The sequence below is a fragment of the Tsukamurella serpentis genome (genome assembly GCF_054780975.1).
The window spans coordinates 133,068-149,282 of record NZ_BAAGVH010000002.1; the positions used below are offsets into that span (position 1 = coordinate 133,068).

The following is a 16,215-nucleotide window of genomic DNA, read 5'->3' on the forward strand; positions in this document are numbered from 1 at the left end:
AACTCGGTGGCCCGCGCCCGGCCCGGATGGGGACGCGACACCGTCAGGCGCCGGCGATCTCCTGGGACAATGCCACCCACCGGTCCAGCAGCGTCGCGGCGGCACCGGAATCGACGGCCTCGGCGACCCGTGGCAGGTACGCGGCCAGCGCCTCCTGCACCGACCGCCCGGGCTCGAGCCCCTCGTAGGCGGCGACCGCCCCCGCGGAGTTGAGCAGCACGGCATCACGCACCGGTCCGGTCTCCCCGGCGAGGAAGGCACGCGCGATCGCAGCGTTGACCGAGGCGTCACCGCCTCGCAGGTCCGCCATCGTCACTCGCGGAAGGCCGAGTTCGCGCGGATCCACCGATTCCACACCGACACCGTCGCCCTGCACCCGCCACACCGTCGAGGTGGACGTGGTGGTCAGCTCATCCAGGCCGTCGTCGCCGCGCACCACGATCACGTGGTCCCGGCCGCCGCGATCGGCGAAGGCCTGCGCCACCACCGGCGCCAGGTCGGCGAAGGCGCAGCCGATCAGGCCCGCGCTGGGCCGCCCCGGGTTGGTGAGCGGACCGAGCACGTTGAAGACCGTCGGGACACCGATCTCCTTGCGGGTGGCGCCGGCGAATCGCAGGCCGGAGTGGAACACCGACGCCAGACAGAAGCCGATCCCCAGTTCGGACGTGGTGCGGGCGACACCGGTGGCATCGAGTCCGATCGCCACCCCGAGAGCCTCCAGGCAGTCGGCGCCGCCGGATTTCGACGACGCCGCCCGGTTGCCGTGCTTGAGCACGGGCACCCCGGACGCAGCCACCACGATCGAGCTCATGGTGGAGATGTTCACCGAGTGCGAGCGGTCTCCACCGGTACCGACGATGTCGACGGCGCGGTCGTCGAAGGGGACCGCGGTGGTGAGCGCGAGCATCACGTCGGCCAGCGCCCGCACCTCGATCGGCGACGGGCCCTTCATCTTCATGGCCACACCGAACGCCGAGATCTGCGCCGAGGTGGCGCCGTCGCTCATGATCTCGGACATCGCCCACTGCGCCTGCTCCGCACTCAGGTCGCGCGATGAGGTGAGTTCGGTGAGAACCGTCGGCCAATCCATGAGCACAGCGTAGTGGGGGGTGGTTCGGTGGTTCATCCGGGAATCTGCAGCACCTGCCACGACAGGGCCCGCCCACCGTGCCGGGCGGTCACCCCGGCCATCCGGGAGCGCTCCTGCGAGACGTGCAACGCATCGACCGCCTGCACCCGGGCCACGGCGACGGTCGCAGCACCGGGCGACCGGTTCTCGGCCGGCGCCTCATCCGCGACGACGCGCTCGTAATTGTCCTGGGCGACGAGACGCAGCACCTCGTCGATGCGGTCGGGCGGCAGCTCCAGCACATGCCGCAGCACACTCTGAGCGGCCGGATCGAAGCCGGGCGAGGAGTCGAGGACGGCCGACGAAGCGGCGGTGTCGTCGTCCGACCGGGCCACGGGAACCAAATCGGGGTGCCCGGGCGTTAGACCTTCGACGGTGCGCTTCGACAACCGGTCCTTCAGCCGGCCCAGACGGGTCCGCTGCTCGGGCCGGCCGTTGAGGTCGTAGCGCACGGTTCCCCCGTCTGCGAGTGCGATCGGGGCGCTGAGGTGGCGTTTTTCCAGAGCGCACGGGAGGCAATTCGCCTGCCCGTGGAACTCGACGCGCCCAATCTGCGACCCGGGTAGTCATCCGATACTACGACCGGTCATACTTGCGAGGTGACTAGCGCCGCACCCACCTCAGCTACAGCCATCACTCAGCGCGTGCACTCACTCAACCGGCCCAACATGGTCAGCGTCGGGACCATCGTCTGGCTGTCGAGCGAGCTCATGTTCTTCGCCGGGCTCTTCGCCATGTACTTCGTGGCACGAGCCGGTGCTGGGGAGAACGGCTGGCCCCCCGCCGACACCAACATCAGCCTGGCCGCGGCCCTGCCGCCGACCATCGTGCTGATCGCCTCGTCGGTGACCTGCCAGCTCGGCGTCTTCGCCGCTGAGAAGGGCGACGTCTTCAAGTTCCGTGTCTGGTACTTCATCACCTTCGTGATGGGCGCCGCGTTCATCGCCGGCCAGATCTCCGAGTACGCGACGCTGATCAGCGAGGGCCTGACCCTCAGCTCCTCGGTCTACGGCTCGGTGTTCTACATGGCAACCGGCTTCCACGGCCTGCACGTGCTGGGCGGTCTGGTCGCCTTCATCTTCATCTTGGCCCGCAGCCGGGCCTCGAAGTTCACGCCCGCTCAGGCCACCTCGGCGATCGTCGTCAGCTACTACTGGCATTTCGTCGACGTGGTCTGGATCGGCCTGTTCGCCGTCATTTACATCATTCGCTAAAGACTTTCTTTCTCAGTCGCCATCACAGAGGGATAGCAGATGAGTTCAGCCAAGTTCGACCCCGCGGGCGGGGGAGGCGAGTCCGACGGTGCCGGGCCGGCTTCGGTCGCCGCGGCGCAGAAGGCCAGGAAGCGGCACAAGCTGCGTCGCAAGATGGTCAGCGCGGCCCTGCTGCTCGGTGGTCTGCTGGCCGCCGGTGGCGTGGCCACCGTCGCCAGCCCGACCCCGCAGGTCGCTGTCGCGGACAACTACGACTCGACGCAGGTCACCGAAGGTAAGCGCCTGTACGAGACCTCGTGCATCAGCTGCCACGGTGCGGCACTCGAGGGCGTCAAGGACCGCGGCCCGAGCCTGGTGGGCGTGGGCGACGCCGCCGTGTACTTCCAGGTGCACTCCGGCCGTATGCCGGCGACCGTGAACTCGGCGCAGATCGTGCGCAAGCCCGCCAAGTTCGATGCCAAGCAGATCGACGCCATGGGCGCGTACATCCAGTCCATCGGCGGCGGACCGTCGATCGTCTGGGAGTACAACCCGGACGGTTCGATCAAGCGCGATGAGAACGGCAACCGGGTCATCGCCCAGAAGTCGCTGCGCGGCACCAACCTGGGCGCCGGCGCCGAGCTGTTCCGGCTCAACTGCGCCTCGTGCCACAACTTCACCGGCCGTGGCGGCGCGCTGTCCGGCGGCAAGTTCGCACCGGTCCTGGACCCGGCGAACGAGCAGGAGATCTACGCGGCGATGCTGACCGGCCCGCAGAACATGCCCAAGTTCTCGGACCGCGCACTCTCGCCCGAGGAGAAGAAGAACATCATCGGCTTCATCAAGATGGCCGGTGAGACACAGTCCCCCGGCGGCTCTGCGCTCGGCGGTTTCGGTACCGCCTCCGAGGGAATGGTCATGTGGTTCACCGGCATGATCGCCGTCGTCGGTGCCGCGATGTGGGTTGGGAGCAGGAATTGACCGCGAAGCCGTTGAAGAACGTCCCCTCGGACGACGAACTGGACAACCTGTCCCACGACGAGCTGGTGAAGCTCGGTACCAACCTCGACGGTGTCGAGTTGGTCTACCGCGAGCCGCGCTGGCCCGTCCCCGGAACCCGTGCCGAGAAGCGCGCCGAGCGCACGGTGGCACTGTGGTTCGTCTTCGCCGGACTGTTCGCCCTGGGCCTGCTGGGTGTGTTCCTGTTCTGGCCGTGGAAGTACCAGGGCATCGACGATGCCAAGTACTGGTGGTACACCCTGTACACCCCGATGCTCGGCATCACCTTCGGTCTGTCGCTGCTGTGCGTCTTCGCCGGCACTGTGCAGTTCACCAAGAAGTTCATCCCGGAGGAGATCGCGGTCCAGCAGCGGCACGACGCCGGCGGCTCGGCCAAGATCGACAAGGTCACCACTGCGGCGCTGTTCAAGGACGCGCTGGAGACCTCGACCCTGCCGCGTCGCAAGATGCTGCTGGCGTCGGCGGGCTTCGGTGTCGGCGTTCTCGGCCTCGGTGCCGCGGCCGGCTTCCTGGGCGGACTGATCAAGAACCCGTGGGCCAAGCGTGAGGCATCTCCCCTGTGGCACACCGGTTGGTCCCCCTACTGGGATTCGCTGAAGAACGATTTCAGCGACGAGCTCAATCACGAGCCGGTGTTCCTGCGCAACGATGTCGGTGATCCGTACAAGGTGAAGCTGGTCAAGGCCGAGGATCTCGACGCCGGTGGCATGATGACGGTCTTCCCGTGGCGCGCCTCGGACGGCTTCGGTGAGACCGAGGAGTCCCGCAAGAAGCTGCTGCACGGCCTCAAGGGCATCCGTAACCCCGTCATGCTGATCCGTCTGCGCCCGGAGGACGGTGCACGTGCGATCAAGCGTCAGGGGCAGGAGAGCTTCAACTACGGCGACTACTGGGCCTACACCAAGGTCTGCAGCCACTTCGGTTGCCCGACCTCGCTGTACGAGCAGCAGACCAACCGGATCCTGTGCCCGTGCCACCAGTCGCAGTTCAACGCCCTCGAGTACGGCAAGCCGGTCTTCGGTCCGGCCGCGCGTGCTCTGGCGCAGCTGCCGCTGTCGGTGAACGAGCAGGGCTACATGGTCGCCAACGGCGACTTCATCGAACAGGTCGGACCGGCCTTCTGGGAGGCGACGCACTGATGACCACACTCGGAGAGCGCGTCGCGCATCAGGCCAACGAGGTCGATTCGCGCTACCACCTCGCGTCGGGCATCCGGCGTCAGATCAACAAGGTCTTCCCCACGCACTGGTCGTTCATGCTGGGCGAGATCGCGCTGTACAGCTTCGTGATCCTGCTGCTGTCGGGCGTGTACCTCACCCTGTTCTTCGATCCGTCGCTGGCCGAGATCCATTACGAGGGTGCCTACGAGCCCCTCAACGGTGTGACCATGTCCCGCGCCTACGCCACCACCCTGGACATCTCGTTCGAGGTGCGCGGTGGCCTGTTCGTCCGGCAGATCCACCACTGGGCCGCGCTGATGTTCGCCGCGTCGATCATCATCCACATGGCCCGTGTGTTCTTCACCGGCGCTTTCCGCCGCCCCCGTGAGGCCAACTGGCTGATCGGCTGCGCGCTGCTGGCGCTGGCGATGTTCGAGGGCTTCTTCGGCTACTCGATCCCGGACGACCTGCTCTCGGGCACCGGCGTTCGCGCCGCCATGTCGGGCATCGTGATCGGCCTGCCGATCATCGGTACCTGGATGCACTGGCTGATCTTCGGCGGTGACTTCCCGGGCGACATCTTCATCAGCCGCCTGTACGTGGCGCACGTGCTCCTGTTCCCCGGCATCATCCTGGCGCTGATCGCCGGCCACCTGGCCCTGGTCTGGTACCAGAAGCACACCCAGTTCGCCGGCCCGGGCCGCACCGAGGAGAACGTGGTGGGTGTGCGCATCCTCCCCGTCTTCGCGGTCAAGACCGGCGCCTACTTCGCCGCCACCTTCGGCATCCTCGCGGTGATGGCGGGCATCTTCACGATCAACCCGATCTGGAACCTCGGCCCGTACGACGCGGCGAAGGTCTCCGCGGGCGTGCAGCCCGACATCTACCTGATGTGGACCGACGGCCTGGCTCGTCTGTGGCCGGCCTGGGAGCTGTACTTCTGGGGCCACACGGTTCCGGGTGCGGCGTTCGTGGCGATCATCGTCGGTGTGATCTTCGGCCTGATGTTCGCGTACCCGTGGATCGAGAAGAAGCTCACCGGCGACGATGCGCACCACAACATCCTGCAGCGTCCGCGGGACGTGCCGGTGCGGACCGCGATCGGCGCCATGGCCCTGTCGTTCTACATCATCCTCACGCTCTCCTGCGTGAACGACATCATCGCGCTGAAGTTCCACATCTCGCTCAACGCGATGACCTGGATCGGCCGTATGGGCCTGGTCATCCTGCCTCCGGTGGCGTACTGGGTCACGTACCGCTTCTGCATCGGTCTGCAGCGCGCCGACCGGGCGGTGCTCGAGCACGGCATCGAGACGGGCATCATCGTCCGCCGCCCCAACGGTGAGTTCATCGAGCTGCACCAGCCGCTGGGCCCGGTCGACGAGCACGGTCACCCCGTGCCGCTGCCCTACGAGGGTGCTGTCGTCCCGACCAAGGCGAACCAGCTCGGTGCCGCCGGCCAGCCCGGTACCGGTTCGTTCCTGCGGGCCGATCCGGCCGACGAGCAGCGCGCGAACGCCGAGCGCGATCACGCGAACGAGCTCAAGGCCCTCGAGGCGATCAAGAAGGTCCAGGATCACGGCGGCAAGATCGACGTCGACTAGATCCTCGCACGACGCGCTGCGGCCCCTCCCCTACCCGGGGAGGGGCCGCAGTCGTCTCTGTGGCGGGAAGGCCGTTCAGGCCAGGCGCAGGCGCATCAGGTAGCTGCTCTGCCCCACCGGTGCGCCGGGCTCGCCGAGGCACACCTCGTGCCATCCGCCGTCGACACAGCGCAGTCCGCGCTCGCGCAGTTGCACGGCGAAGGCCTTCGCCGTCGGCGTGACCGCCGCCGACCAGCGCCCGTCCACCCGGGTCTGCAGGTACGACGATGCCCGCAGGTCCAGGCAGTGCACCCGGGAGAGGTTCTTCAGGCCCTTGGACACCTCGAGCTGTTCGAGGACGTCGCCGACCTCCGCCTCGTCGATCCAGTCCGGTCGCCGTAACAACAGGGTCCAGCGGGCGTCGGCGGTGGTGTGTGCGGTCAGGTCGCCGCGCAGGCGTTCGAGCGGCGGCACGGTGAAGTCGCTGCGGGTCTGCTCGTCCGCGCCCGGGGTACCGCGCCGGGCCAGGGCCTTGTTGCGCACCTTCACCCCGTAAGCGGCCGCGTAGAGGGCCTCAGCGGCCACGCGGAAGTCGTCGGAGGTGCGAGGGCTACCGACGGTGTCCACCGCCAGGTAGGCACGCTGGGGGGCTTCGATCACGCCGATGTGCCCGACCGTCCCGTACTCTCCCCCGCCGTAGGCCAGTGGTTCCGCGGCGGCGAAGTCGAACTTGGCCTTCGCGGCGACGGCCGGTGCGCCCCGGCCCCGCATCTCGTCGGCGCTGAGTTTGCGAACGGACAGCCCGGCTCGTGCCTGCGTCATGCCGTCATGCAATCAGGCCGGTGCAACGCCCCGGCGGCGCAGCGATGAACGATGCCGGAATAGCGGCGCCCGCCTCGGTGAACTCACCGGGCGGGCGCCGCTGGACGGATCTGTGCGGGTCAGTGCTTCTCGGGACCCTTGTGGTACTCGAAGACCAGGCCCCAGGCGGCCGCGACCACCAGGAAGCCGCCGAACGCCCACAGCCAGTACAGCTGCAGCGCCACGGCGATCGCCACCACCGCGACGGCGGCGGAGAGCAGGATCGGCCACCACGAGTGCGGGCTGAAGAAGCCCAGCTCACCGGCACCGTCGGAGACCTCGGCGTCCTCGTAGTCCTCGGGGCGGGTGTCCACTCGGTTGGAGACGAACCGGAAGTACGTACCGACGATCAGCGTCAGGCCGGCCGAGAGGAACATCGCGACCGAACCGACCCACTCGACGGCGCCGTAGCCGTAACCCGTGCCCCAGAAGTAGGTGACGACGGTGTAGATGACGCCGGCGAGGAAGAAGAACGCGGTGAGGAACTCGAAGAGTTTCGCTTCGACCTTCATGGATCAGTTCGCTCCTTCTGCGTTGACCGGCGACGCGGTGCGCCCGGTGCGGCGGGTGTCGAACGGGAAGGTGCTGGTGGACAGGCTCGACTCGCCGATCGCTTCCAGCGCCGCCGCGTTGTCCTTGCCGCTCTTGCGGGCCGCGATGTACTTCTTGAAGTTGTCCGGCGACACGGCGCGGATCTCGAAGTTCATCATCGAATGGTAGTCACCGCACATCTCGGCGCAACGGCCGACGAAGGCACCGGCGCGCTCGATCTCGCTGATCTGGAACTTGTTCTGCGAGTGGTTCTGCTCCGGGTTCGGCATCACGTCGCGCTTGAACGCGAACTGCGGAACGTAGAACGAGTGCACCACGTCGGCCGAGGCGAGGTCGAACTGGACGCGGGTGTCGGTGGGCAGCACCAGCACCGGGATCTCCGCGGACGAGCCCTGCACCTCGACGGTGCTGAACTTCAGGTAGTCGCGGATCTCCTGGAAGCGGCCGTGGTTCGGGCCGCGCTCGGGCTGCACGTGCACCTCACCCGACTCGGCCTTCTCCTTCGCGACCTCCTCGTTGAGCTTGGCGAGATCGGGCTGCTTGCCGTACGGGTTCTCCCGCTCCAGGCTGACCTTCTGGCCGTCGATGGTGACCTCGCGGTAGGCGAAGCGCCAGTTCCACTGGAAGGCGGTCACGTCGATGGTGACGCCCGGGTTGTCCTCGAGCTTCTCGACCTTGGTCTGCACGATCACGGTGAAGTAGAACAGCACCGCGATGATCAGGAACGGCACCGCCGTGTAGAGCAGCTCCAGCGGCACGTTGTACGCGGTCTGCCGGGGGAAGTCGGGCGAGTCGGCCTTGCGGCGGTGGAAGGTGATGGTCCAGAAGGTCAGACCCCACACCAGCACACCCATGATCAGGGCGGCCACCACGGACCAGCTCCAGAGCTCGGTCATCGAGCGGGCCTCGGGGGTCACTCCCTCGGGCCAGCCGAAACGCATCGCCTCGTCGGCGGAGCAGCCCGCCAGAGCGAACATGCCCACCACCAGGGAAGCGGCCAGAACCAGGCGCTTACGCCAGGACGCGGCCCCGCCGGGGGCGTTACTACCGGGTGCCAATGTTCGCGCCTTCCTGCTGAAACACGGTAAGTGCTCGGGGCCCGTTCCGGCGTGTGAGATTCCACTCGGGAACTCGGAGCCGGGGCTGTACGTTCCCCTTGTACTACGCAGCGTAGACCAACCGGACACCGACCACGATGCGGGGTCTGGATATGGCGCGTCGGTGCCCGCCGCTGTTTCGTTCCCCGCTGTCTGACCTGCGCCACTGCGGCGCCGCCCCACCGCTGCGGCATACTTGTTGATCGTGTGTGGCCTCCTGGGATTCCTGTCCGCCGACCAGCGCGCCGGCGATGTCGTCGATGCGGTGACCGCCGCCGGCCGGTGCATGCGGCACCGCGGTCCGGACGAGTTCGGTCGTTCCTGGCACGACGACGATCTGGCGTTGAGCTTCAACCGGCTGGCGTTCATCGACATCGAGCACGCCCATCAGCCGCTGCGCTGGGGCCCGCCGGAGAATCCCCAGCGGTACGCGCTGACCTTCAACGGCGAGATCTACAACTATCTGGAGCTGCGCGAACGCCTGGTGGAGGAGTTCGGCGTGCAGTTCCGCACCGAGGGCGACGGTGAGCCGATCGTCGCGGGCCTGCACCACTGGGGCGTGAGCGGGATCCTCGAGCGCCTGCGTGGCATGTTCGCCTTCGCCGTCTGGGACACCGAGCGGCGCGAGCTGACCCTGGCGCGCGATCCGTTCGGCATCAAGCCGCTGTACATCGCGACCGGCCCCCGGGGCACCGTCTTCTCCAGCGAGAAGAAGTCGGTGCTGGCACTCGCCGACGAGGCGGGCCTGCAGCCCGGCCTGGACGCACGGGCGGTGCAGCACTACACGGTGCTGCAGTACGTGCCCGAACCGGAAGCCCTGCACCTGGGCATCCGTCGCCTGGAGTCCGGCTGCTACGCCACCGTCACCCCCGGTGGCACCGTCGAGGGTGAGCGGTACTTCGAGCCACGGTTCCCGGTCAAGCCGGTCACCGGCGGACTCGAGTCGGCGGAGGCGAAGGCCCGCTACCGCGACATCGCCGACGCGCTGCGCGACTCGGTCAAGGTGCACATGCGCGCCGACGTCACCGTCGGCTCGTTCCTCTCGGGCGGCATCGACTCGACCGCGGTCGCAGCGCTGGCGATCGGGCACAACCCGGACCTCATCACCTTCACGACCGGTTTCGAGCGGGAGGGTTACAGCGAGATCGACGTGGCCGCGGAGTCGGCGGAGGCGATCGGCGCGCGGCACGTGGTCAAGGTGGTCTCCCCCGCGGAGTTCCGTGAGGCGATCCCGGCCATCGTCTGGTATCTCGACGATCCGGTGGCCGATCCCTCGCTGGTACCGCTGTACTACCTGGCCCGTGAGGCACGTAAGCACGTGAAGGTGGTGCTCTCCGGCGAGGGCGCCGACGAGCTCTTCGGCGGGTACACCATCTACAAGGAGCCGCTCTCGCTGGCACCCTTCGACCGGCTGCCGGCGTGGGCGCGCCGGACCGCGGGGCGGATCGGTGACCGGTTGCCCGAGGGGCGGCGCGGCAAGAGCCTGCTGCAGCGGGGCTCGCTGCCGCTGGAGCAGCGCTACTACGGCAACGCCCGCTCGTTCAGCGACGCCCAGTTGCGGTCGGTGCTCCCCGGCTTCCGGGAGGACTGGACGCACACCGATGTGACCGCCGATGTGTACGCCAAGACCCGCGGCTGGGGTCCGGTGGAGCGGATGCAGCACCTGGACCAGTTCACCTGGTTGCGGGGCGACATCCTGGTCAAGGCCGACAAGATGACGATGGCCAACTCGCTGGAGCTGCGGGTGCCGTTCCTGGACAAGGAGGTCTTCCGGGTCGCCGAGCAGTTGCCGGCCGATCTGAAGCTGGCGGGTGGCACCTCGAAGTACGCACTGCGCCGTGCGCTGGAGGAGATCATCCCGCCGCATGTGCTGCACCGGAAGAAGTTGGGCTTCCCGGTGCCGCTGCGGCACTGGCTGGCCGGGCCGGAGCTGTTCGAGTGGGCGCGCGAGATCATCGAGCAGTCGCAGACCGACGAGTGGATCGACCGGGCCGCTGTGTTGGCCATGCTCGACGAGCACCGGGCCAAGGCACCGGAGGGCTGGCCGGGTGGCACCGATCATTCCCGACGGATCTGGACGGTGCTGATGTTCATGGTCTGGCACGGGATCTTCGTCGAGAACCGGATCCGTCCGGTGATCGAGGAGCCGGTGTACCCGGTGCGGCTGTAGCTCAGCGCAGCACGACCAGCCACATCGCGGCGTAGTGACACAGCGCCGCGACCACTGTGGCGGCGTGGAAGAACTCGTGGTGCCCGAACACCTCGGGCCACGGGTTCGGCCAACGGGTCGCGTAGAGCACCGCTCCCCCGCTGTAGAGCAGGCCGCCCAGGGCGAGCAGGATCGCCGCGGGCCATCCGGCTCCGCGGACCAGATCCCCGGCGACCGCGACCACCACCCATCCGAGCGCGATGTAGATCGGCACGCCGAGCCGGCGCGGAGCGTGCGGCCACAGCAGTTTCAGCGCCACGCCTGCAAGGGCTCCGGTCCACACCACCGCGAGCACGACCGCGGCCACCACCGCCGGCAGGGCGAGCACCGCGATCGGTGTGTAGCTGCCGGCGATGAACCCGAAGATCATGCTGTGATCGGCGCGTTTCATCCAGATCCGCTGCTCGGGCGTCCACCGGCCGCGGTGATAGCCGGCGCTCACCGCGAAGACCCCGAACACGGTGACCGCGTACACCAGCAGTGCCGACCCGGCTGCCACCGAACGCAGGAATCCGGCGGCCACCAGCGGCAGCGCCAGCAGGACGGCTCCGACGGCGCCGAACTGGTGGATCACTCCGCGTAGTCGCGGTTTGAGCTCGGTCTCCGTCACATAACCTACGGTACCGTAGGTTAGCTCTCCAGGGCGGCCAGGATCTCCGCGGCGACATCGTCGCCGTAGGCGTCGGTGAGACGTTCGCGGGCATCGTCGGCGTCGTAGTCCCAGGCCTGCGGACCGACGGTCTCGAGCACTTTGACCGCGACGTAGGAGCCGAGCTGCGCCGAACGCTCGTACGACAGCTTGGCGTCCAGTCCGACCAGGAAACCGGCTCGGAAGGCGTCGCCCACACCGGTCGGGTCTACACGTCCGCGGTCGGGCACCACGTCCACATGGATCCACTGTTCGCGGTCGCCGCCGCTGAGCACGATCTCGGCGCCCTTCTCGGCGAGCGTGGTCACCCGGACCTGGACCATCTCGGTCAGGCGCTCGGCACTCATGCCGGTCTTCTGCTGCAACAGTCCCCACTCGTACTCGTTGGTGAACAGGAACTCCGCGCCTTCGACCAGCTCGCGCGCCTCCTCACCGTTGAGCCGGGCCAGTTGCTGCGACGGATCGGCGGCGAAGGCGATACCCGCTTCGCGGCACTGCGCGCTGTGCCGGAGCATCGCGGCGGGGTCGTTGGCGCCCACCACCACCAGGTCCAGGCCGCCGACGGTGGCCGCCACATCGGCGATCGCGATATCGCGGGATTCGGCCATCGCGCCGGAGTAGAACGAGGCGAGCTGCGCCATGTCCGAGTCGGTGGTGCACATGAAGCGGGCGGTGTGCGCGGTGGCGGAGACCCGGACCGCCCGGGTGTCCACGCCGGCGTCCTCGAGCCACGCGCGGTAGCCCTCGTCGAAGTCGGCTCCGACGGCGCCGACCAGGACCGGACGGCGGCCCAGCCGGGCCATTCCGAAGCAGATGTTCGCGCCGACCCCGCCGCGCTGCAGAACGAGCTCCTCCACCAGGAAACTCAGCGAGACGTGCGAGAGGTGCTCGGCGAGCAGTTGCTCGGAGAACTTCCCCTCGAATCGCATCAGATGATCGGTGGCGATGGAACCCGAAACGGCGATCGACACGACGAAACCCTCCCCTGTTCACGAGCGAATTGATCCGGTCAGCCTAAACCCTGGACGCAGAGGAGTGGTTTCGGACGCCGCACCGGCGTCGAACGCCGATCAGCCATGCAGGCGTCGGACGTCGATCAGTTGAAGGAGTCGCCGCAGGCGCAGGACCCGGTCGCATTCGGGTTGTCGATGGTGAAGCCCTGCTTCTCGATGGTGTCGACGAAGTCGATCTTGGCGCCGATCAGGAACGGCACGCTCATCCGGTCGACCGACAGGTTGACTCCGCCGAACTCCGAGACGACGTCGCCGTCGAGGGTGCGGTCGTCGAAGTACAGCTGGTAGCGCAAGCCGGCACAGCCGCCGGGCTGCACCTCGATGCGCAGGGACAGGTCGTCACGACCCTCCTGATCCAGCAGTGCCTTCGCCTTCGAAGCAGCGGCCTCCGTCAGGACCACACCGGTGGTCTCGCTCTCAGCAGTCGTCATTGGTTCTCCTCACACAGGCACATCGGTGTCTGTGTTCAACGGTACTCCTGCGGCACACATTCCCGAACCCAGCCGCGTGCCGTCCCGGCGACCGGCTCGCGACGTCCGGCGTTCGGCCCGTCACCCGCGTCACGGGGCACCGGCCGGGATCGAATAAGCTGGACGACGTGAAACTTCCCTGGCAGAAGGCCGACGATTCGACCTCCGCGGAGTCCGAGAGCGAGGAGACCACCGAGGTCGACGCTCCGGCCGCCAAGCCCGCGCAGACCCCGGGCAAGGGTCGCCCCACCCCGAGCCGTCGTGAGGCTCAGGGCCGCAAGCGGGGCCCGGTCGCACCGGCACCGACCACCCGCGCCGAGGCCCGGGCACGCCGCAAGGAGCTCAAGAACTCGATGAGCAAGGAGGAGCGCAAGGCGGCCGCCGCCGAGCGTCGCACTCTGGCCAACGAGCGCCGCGAGTTGATGATGCAGGGCGACGAGCGGTACCTGCCGATGCGGGACAAGGGCCCGGTGAAGGCCTACGTGCGGGATCTGGTCGATTCCAAGCGGCACGTGGCCACCATGTTCATCCCGATCGCGGTGGCGGTGATGGTGTTCATGTTCATCACGGTGAACAACCCGCAGCTGGCCGGGATCCCCATGCTGATCCTGATGGTGATGATCGCGGTGATGGCGGTCGAGGGCACCCTCACCGGTCGCCGGATCAACAACCGGGTCCGCGAGCGCTGGCCCGACACCACCGAGACCGGCTTCCGCCTTGGTTGGTACGCCTTCATGCGGACCACGCAGCTGCGCCGCATGCGGATCCCGCGCCCGCAGGTCAAGCCCGGCGACGCGGTCTAGCCCGTGGCGCTCACCCTGGTTCTCGGCGGTGTCCGGTCGGGCAAGTCGGCGCGTGCCGAGCGGCTGATCACCGAGTCCTCCGAGTCCTTCGGGTCGTTGGTGCGGTACGTGGCCACGGCACCGTCCCCCGGCGACGACGCCGAGCACGCGGCCCGGATCGCGGCACACCGCGATCGCCGTCCGGCGACCTGGACCACCGTCGAGACCCAGGATCTGCGCTCGCTGCTCGCCGAGGGTTCTGCGCCGACGCTGGTCGACGACCTGGGTGCCTGGCTCACGGCCCGGCTCGACGCCGCGGGCTGGCAATCCGGAGACGCCACCGCCGCCGATCTGGACGCACTGGTCGCGGCGGTCGCGGCGTACTCGGGTGAGTTGGTGATCGTCAGTCCCGAGGTCGGCTTGTCCGTGGTGCCGGCCACCCGAGCCGGACGGATCTTCCAGGACCTGCTGGGCGCACTCAACAGCCGGATCGCGGCGATCGCCGATCGGGTGGAGCTGGTCGTCGCGGGGATTCCGGTAGTGCTCGACGGTGCTGCTTCGGCCTCTCCGGCCGCTCCGGCCGCTTCCGGCACCCCGGCCACCGCACCGGTCACCCCCGCCGCGTCCGCGGTTGCGACCGTCCCGGCGGCGGTCACGGCGGCGCTGGCCCCCGTCGAACTGCCGCCCTTCGAGCCGGGCACCGATCCGCTGTCCTTCCCCCAGCTCACTCCGCCGGACCCGTTCGTCGGGCGCGAGGCGCGGGACCGGCACCTGGAGTTGACCAAACCGGCGGGCTCGCTGGGCCGGCTCGAGCAGCTCGGAGAGTGGATCTCCGCGTGCCAGGGCGTGTGTCCGCCGAAGCAGTTCGAGCGGGCCAGGATCGTGGTCTTCGCCGGCGATCACGGTGTGGCCGCCGGGGGCGTCTCGGCGTACCCGCCGGAGGTCACCGCGCAGATGGTGGCGAATTTCGCCGACGGCGGTGCGGCGATCAACGTACTCGCGCGCCAGGCCGGCGCGACGGTGCGCGTTGAAGACATCGCAGTGGCCGGGGACACCCGGGAGGAGTTGAGCCGGAACAAGATCCGGCGTTCCTCCGGTGACATCGCGGTCACCGACTCGATGTCCGACGAGCAGACCGTGGCGGCGATCGCGGCCGGCCGGCGGATCGCCGACGAGGAGGTCGATTCCGGTGCGGATCTACTGATCCTCGGCGATATGGGGATCGGCAACACCACCCCCGCGGCGGTGCTGGTGGGTGCGCTCACCGAGACCGAGCCGGTCCTGGTGATCGGACGCGGCACCGGCATCGACGACAACGCCTGGATGCGCAAGGCCTCGGCGATCCGCGACGCCATGTACCGCGCGCGCCCGCACACCGGTAATCCGAAGGCGCTGTTGCGCAGCGTCGCCGGCGCCGACCTCGCTGCCATGGCCGGATTCCTCGCGCAGGCCGCGGTGCGCCGCACACCGGTGATCCTCGACGGCGCGGTGGTCACCGCCGCGGCACTGGTGGCCAACGACCTGGCGCCCGGCGCGGCCGCCTGGTGGGTCGCCGGGCACCTTAGCCCGGAACCCTCGCACGCGCTCGCGCTGCGGCGTCTCGACCTCGAACCGCTGCTGGATCTGGGTCTGCGGCTCGGAGAGGGCAGCGGCGCCGCTCTGGCGCTACCGCTGGTGCGCTCGGCGGTCGCGACTCTCGGGGAGATGGCGACCTTCGCATCGGCCGGGGTCTCGCAGGTGTGAGGCCACTCGCCGCCGCGGTCGCGTGGATGACGGTGCTGCCGGTTCCCACCGGTCCGGCCCCGTTCACCCGGGCCGACGGTGCCCGCATCATCGCTCTGGTCCCGCTCACCGGTGCGATCGCGGGTACGGCGGTGGCCACGGTCGCGTGGCTGGCGCACGCCGGCGGACTGCCGGCGATGCTGGTGGGAGCACTGGCCATCGGCGCGGCCGCGCTGCTCACCCGGGGCATGCATCTGGACGGCTTCGCCGACTGCATCGACGGACTCGGCAGTTACGGCTCACCCGAGCGCGCTCGGGAGATCATGCGACAGGGAACGGTCGGACCGTTCGGCGCGGCGGCGCTGGTGCTGCTGTTGGTCTGTGAGGCCGCGGCGGTGGGTGCGCTGGCCGCGCGCGGGCAGTGGCTCGCCATCGCGGTCGCGGTGGGCGGTGCCCGGGTGGCCGCGGTGATCGGCTGCCGGCGGGGGTGGGCACCGTCGAACCCGACCGGCTTCGGATCGCTCACGGCCGGTACCCAGGCGGTTCCGGTGCAACTGGCCTGGTGCGTACTCGCCCTCGTGGCCGCGGCCCCGGCGGCGCCCGCGCCCTGGCAGGGACCGCTGGCGGTGGCGCTGGCGCTGGGGATCGCCGCGGTGACGATGCGGCACTGTGTGCGCCGGTTCGCCGGGATGAGTGGTGACGTGCTGGGTTTGGGGATCGAGATCGCCACGGCCGCCGCCCTCGTCGGCCTCTGCGTCGGCTGAGGAGCCCATTA

The 16,215-nt window shown here is 68.8% G+C and carries 16 protein-coding genes; 8 read left to right on the plus strand and 8 right to left on the minus strand.

All coding sequences use genetic code 11. The annotated features are described in order from the left end of the window. Positions 1 to 43: 43 nt before the first annotated feature. On the minus strand, positions 44 to 1,090 hold the full coding sequence (trpD, locus tag ACYVHG_RS03035; RefSeq protein ID WP_461165964.1) for an anthranilate phosphoribosyltransferase: 1,047 nt from the start codon (positions 1,088 to 1,090) through the stop codon (positions 44 to 46). 32 nt (positions 1,091 to 1,122) lie between these two features. Further along, positions 1,123 to 1,581, minus strand: a complete 459-nt coding sequence (locus ACYVHG_RS03040) for a hypothetical protein (protein WP_461165965.1) — start codon at positions 1,579 to 1,581, stop codon at positions 1,123 to 1,125. Between the two features lie 147 nt (positions 1,582 to 1,728). Between ACYVHG_RS03040 and ctaE the strand changes: the two genes are divergently transcribed. Genes ctaE through qcrB form a run of 4 tightly spaced genes read left to right on the plus strand, consistent with a single transcriptional unit; the run spans position 1,729 to position 6,106 of the window. Then, positions 1,729 to 2,343 carry an aa3-type cytochrome oxidase subunit III gene (gene ctaE / locus ACYVHG_RS03045; RefSeq protein ID WP_461165966.1) on the plus strand — a complete coding sequence of 205 codons (615 nt, stop codon included), beginning with the start codon at positions 1,729 to 1,731 and terminating at the stop codon, positions 2,341 to 2,343. A 39-nt stretch (positions 2,344 to 2,382) separates the two neighbouring features. After that, positions 2,383 to 3,303: a cytochrome bc1 complex diheme cytochrome c subunit gene (qcrC, locus tag ACYVHG_RS03050; RefSeq protein WP_461165967.1), complete on the plus strand. Its 921-nt coding sequence runs from the start codon at positions 2,383 to 2,385 to the stop codon at positions 3,301 to 3,303. Continuing rightward, positions 3,300 to 4,481, plus strand: coding sequence for a cytochrome bc1 complex Rieske iron-sulfur subunit (qcrA, locus tag ACYVHG_RS03055; RefSeq protein ID WP_461165968.1), 1,182 nt, complete (start codon positions 3,300 to 3,302; stop codon positions 4,479 to 4,481). Before qcrC ends, qcrA begins: the two co-directional genes overlap by 4 nt. Further along, positions 4,481 to 6,106: a cytochrome bc1 complex cytochrome b subunit gene (qcrB, locus tag ACYVHG_RS03060; RefSeq protein WP_461165969.1), complete on the plus strand. Its 1,626-nt coding sequence runs from the start codon at positions 4,481 to 4,483 to the stop codon at positions 6,104 to 6,106. Before qcrA ends, qcrB begins: the two co-directional genes overlap by 1 nt. Positions 6,107 to 6,181: 75 nt before the next feature. On the opposite strand, the gene ACYVHG_RS03065 is transcribed toward qcrB, so the two are convergent. From ACYVHG_RS03065 to ctaC, 3 genes are all read right to left on the minus strand, one after another. Then, positions 6,182 to 6,907 (minus strand): hypothetical protein, encoded by a 726-nt coding sequence (locus tag ACYVHG_RS03065; RefSeq protein ID WP_461165970.1) that lies wholly within the window; start codon positions 6,905 to 6,907, stop codon positions 6,182 to 6,184. 119 nt (positions 6,908 to 7,026) lie between these two features. After that, a complete protein-coding gene (locus ACYVHG_RS03070; protein ID WP_461165971.1) occupies positions 7,027 to 7,458 on the minus strand; it encodes a cytochrome c oxidase subunit 4 in 432 nt (143 codons plus the stop codon). Between the two features lie 3 nt (positions 7,459 to 7,461). Further along, positions 7,462 to 8,556 (minus strand): aa3-type cytochrome oxidase subunit II, encoded by a 1,095-nt coding sequence (gene ctaC / locus ACYVHG_RS03075; RefSeq protein ID WP_461165972.1) that lies wholly within the window; start codon positions 8,554 to 8,556, stop codon positions 7,462 to 7,464. A 244-nt stretch (positions 8,557 to 8,800) separates the two neighbouring features. Between ctaC and asnB the strand changes: the two genes are divergently transcribed. Continuing rightward, the gene (gene asnB, locus ACYVHG_RS03080; protein ID WP_461165973.1) at positions 8,801 to 10,765 is read left to right on the plus strand and encodes an asparagine synthase (glutamine-hydrolyzing); all 1,965 of its coding nucleotides are present in this window, start codon (positions 8,801 to 8,803) and stop codon (positions 10,763 to 10,765) included. 1 nt (position 10,766) lies between these two features. Here the strand turns inward: asnB and trhA are convergent, their stop codons facing one another. The 3 genes from trhA to ACYVHG_RS03095 all read right to left on the minus strand — a co-directional run bounded on the left by trhA (position 10,767) and on the right by ACYVHG_RS03095 (position 12,897). After that, positions 10,767 to 11,414, minus strand: coding sequence for a PAQR family membrane homeostasis protein TrhA (trhA, locus tag ACYVHG_RS03085; RefSeq protein WP_461165974.1), 648 nt, complete (start codon positions 11,412 to 11,414; stop codon positions 10,767 to 10,769). 20 nt (positions 11,415 to 11,434) lie between these two features. Continuing rightward, a complete protein-coding gene (locus ACYVHG_RS03090) occupies positions 11,435 to 12,424 on the minus strand; it encodes a carbohydrate kinase family protein (RefSeq protein WP_461165975.1) in 990 nt (329 codons plus the stop codon). Positions 12,425 to 12,549: 125 nt separating this feature from the next. Further along, the gene (locus ACYVHG_RS03095; RefSeq protein ID WP_126197148.1) at positions 12,550 to 12,897 is read right to left on the minus strand and encodes a HesB/IscA family protein; all 348 of its coding nucleotides are present in this window, start codon (positions 12,895 to 12,897) and stop codon (positions 12,550 to 12,552) included. A 167-nt stretch (positions 12,898 to 13,064) separates the two neighbouring features. On the opposite strand from ACYVHG_RS03095, the gene ACYVHG_RS03100 reads away from it, so the two are divergent. From ACYVHG_RS03100 to ACYVHG_RS03110, 3 genes are read left to right on the plus strand one after another with little or no spacing between them, the layout of a single operon-like run. Continuing rightward, on the plus strand, positions 13,065 to 13,739 hold the full coding sequence (locus ACYVHG_RS03100; protein ID WP_461165976.1) for a DUF3043 domain-containing protein: 675 nt from the start codon (positions 13,065 to 13,067) through the stop codon (positions 13,737 to 13,739). Positions 13,740 to 13,742: 3 nt separating this feature from the next. Next, positions 13,743 to 15,461, plus strand: a complete 1,719-nt coding sequence (cobT, locus tag ACYVHG_RS03105; protein ID WP_461165977.1) for a nicotinate-nucleotide--dimethylbenzimidazole phosphoribosyltransferase — start codon at positions 13,743 to 13,745, stop codon at positions 15,459 to 15,461. Continuing rightward, complete coding sequence (locus ACYVHG_RS03110) at positions 15,458 to 16,204, plus strand: adenosylcobinamide-GDP ribazoletransferase (RefSeq protein ID WP_461165978.1); 747 nt, start codon at positions 15,458 to 15,460, stop codon at positions 16,202 to 16,204. Before cobT ends, ACYVHG_RS03110 begins: the two co-directional genes overlap by 4 nt. Positions 16,205 to 16,215 lie beyond the last annotated feature (11 nt).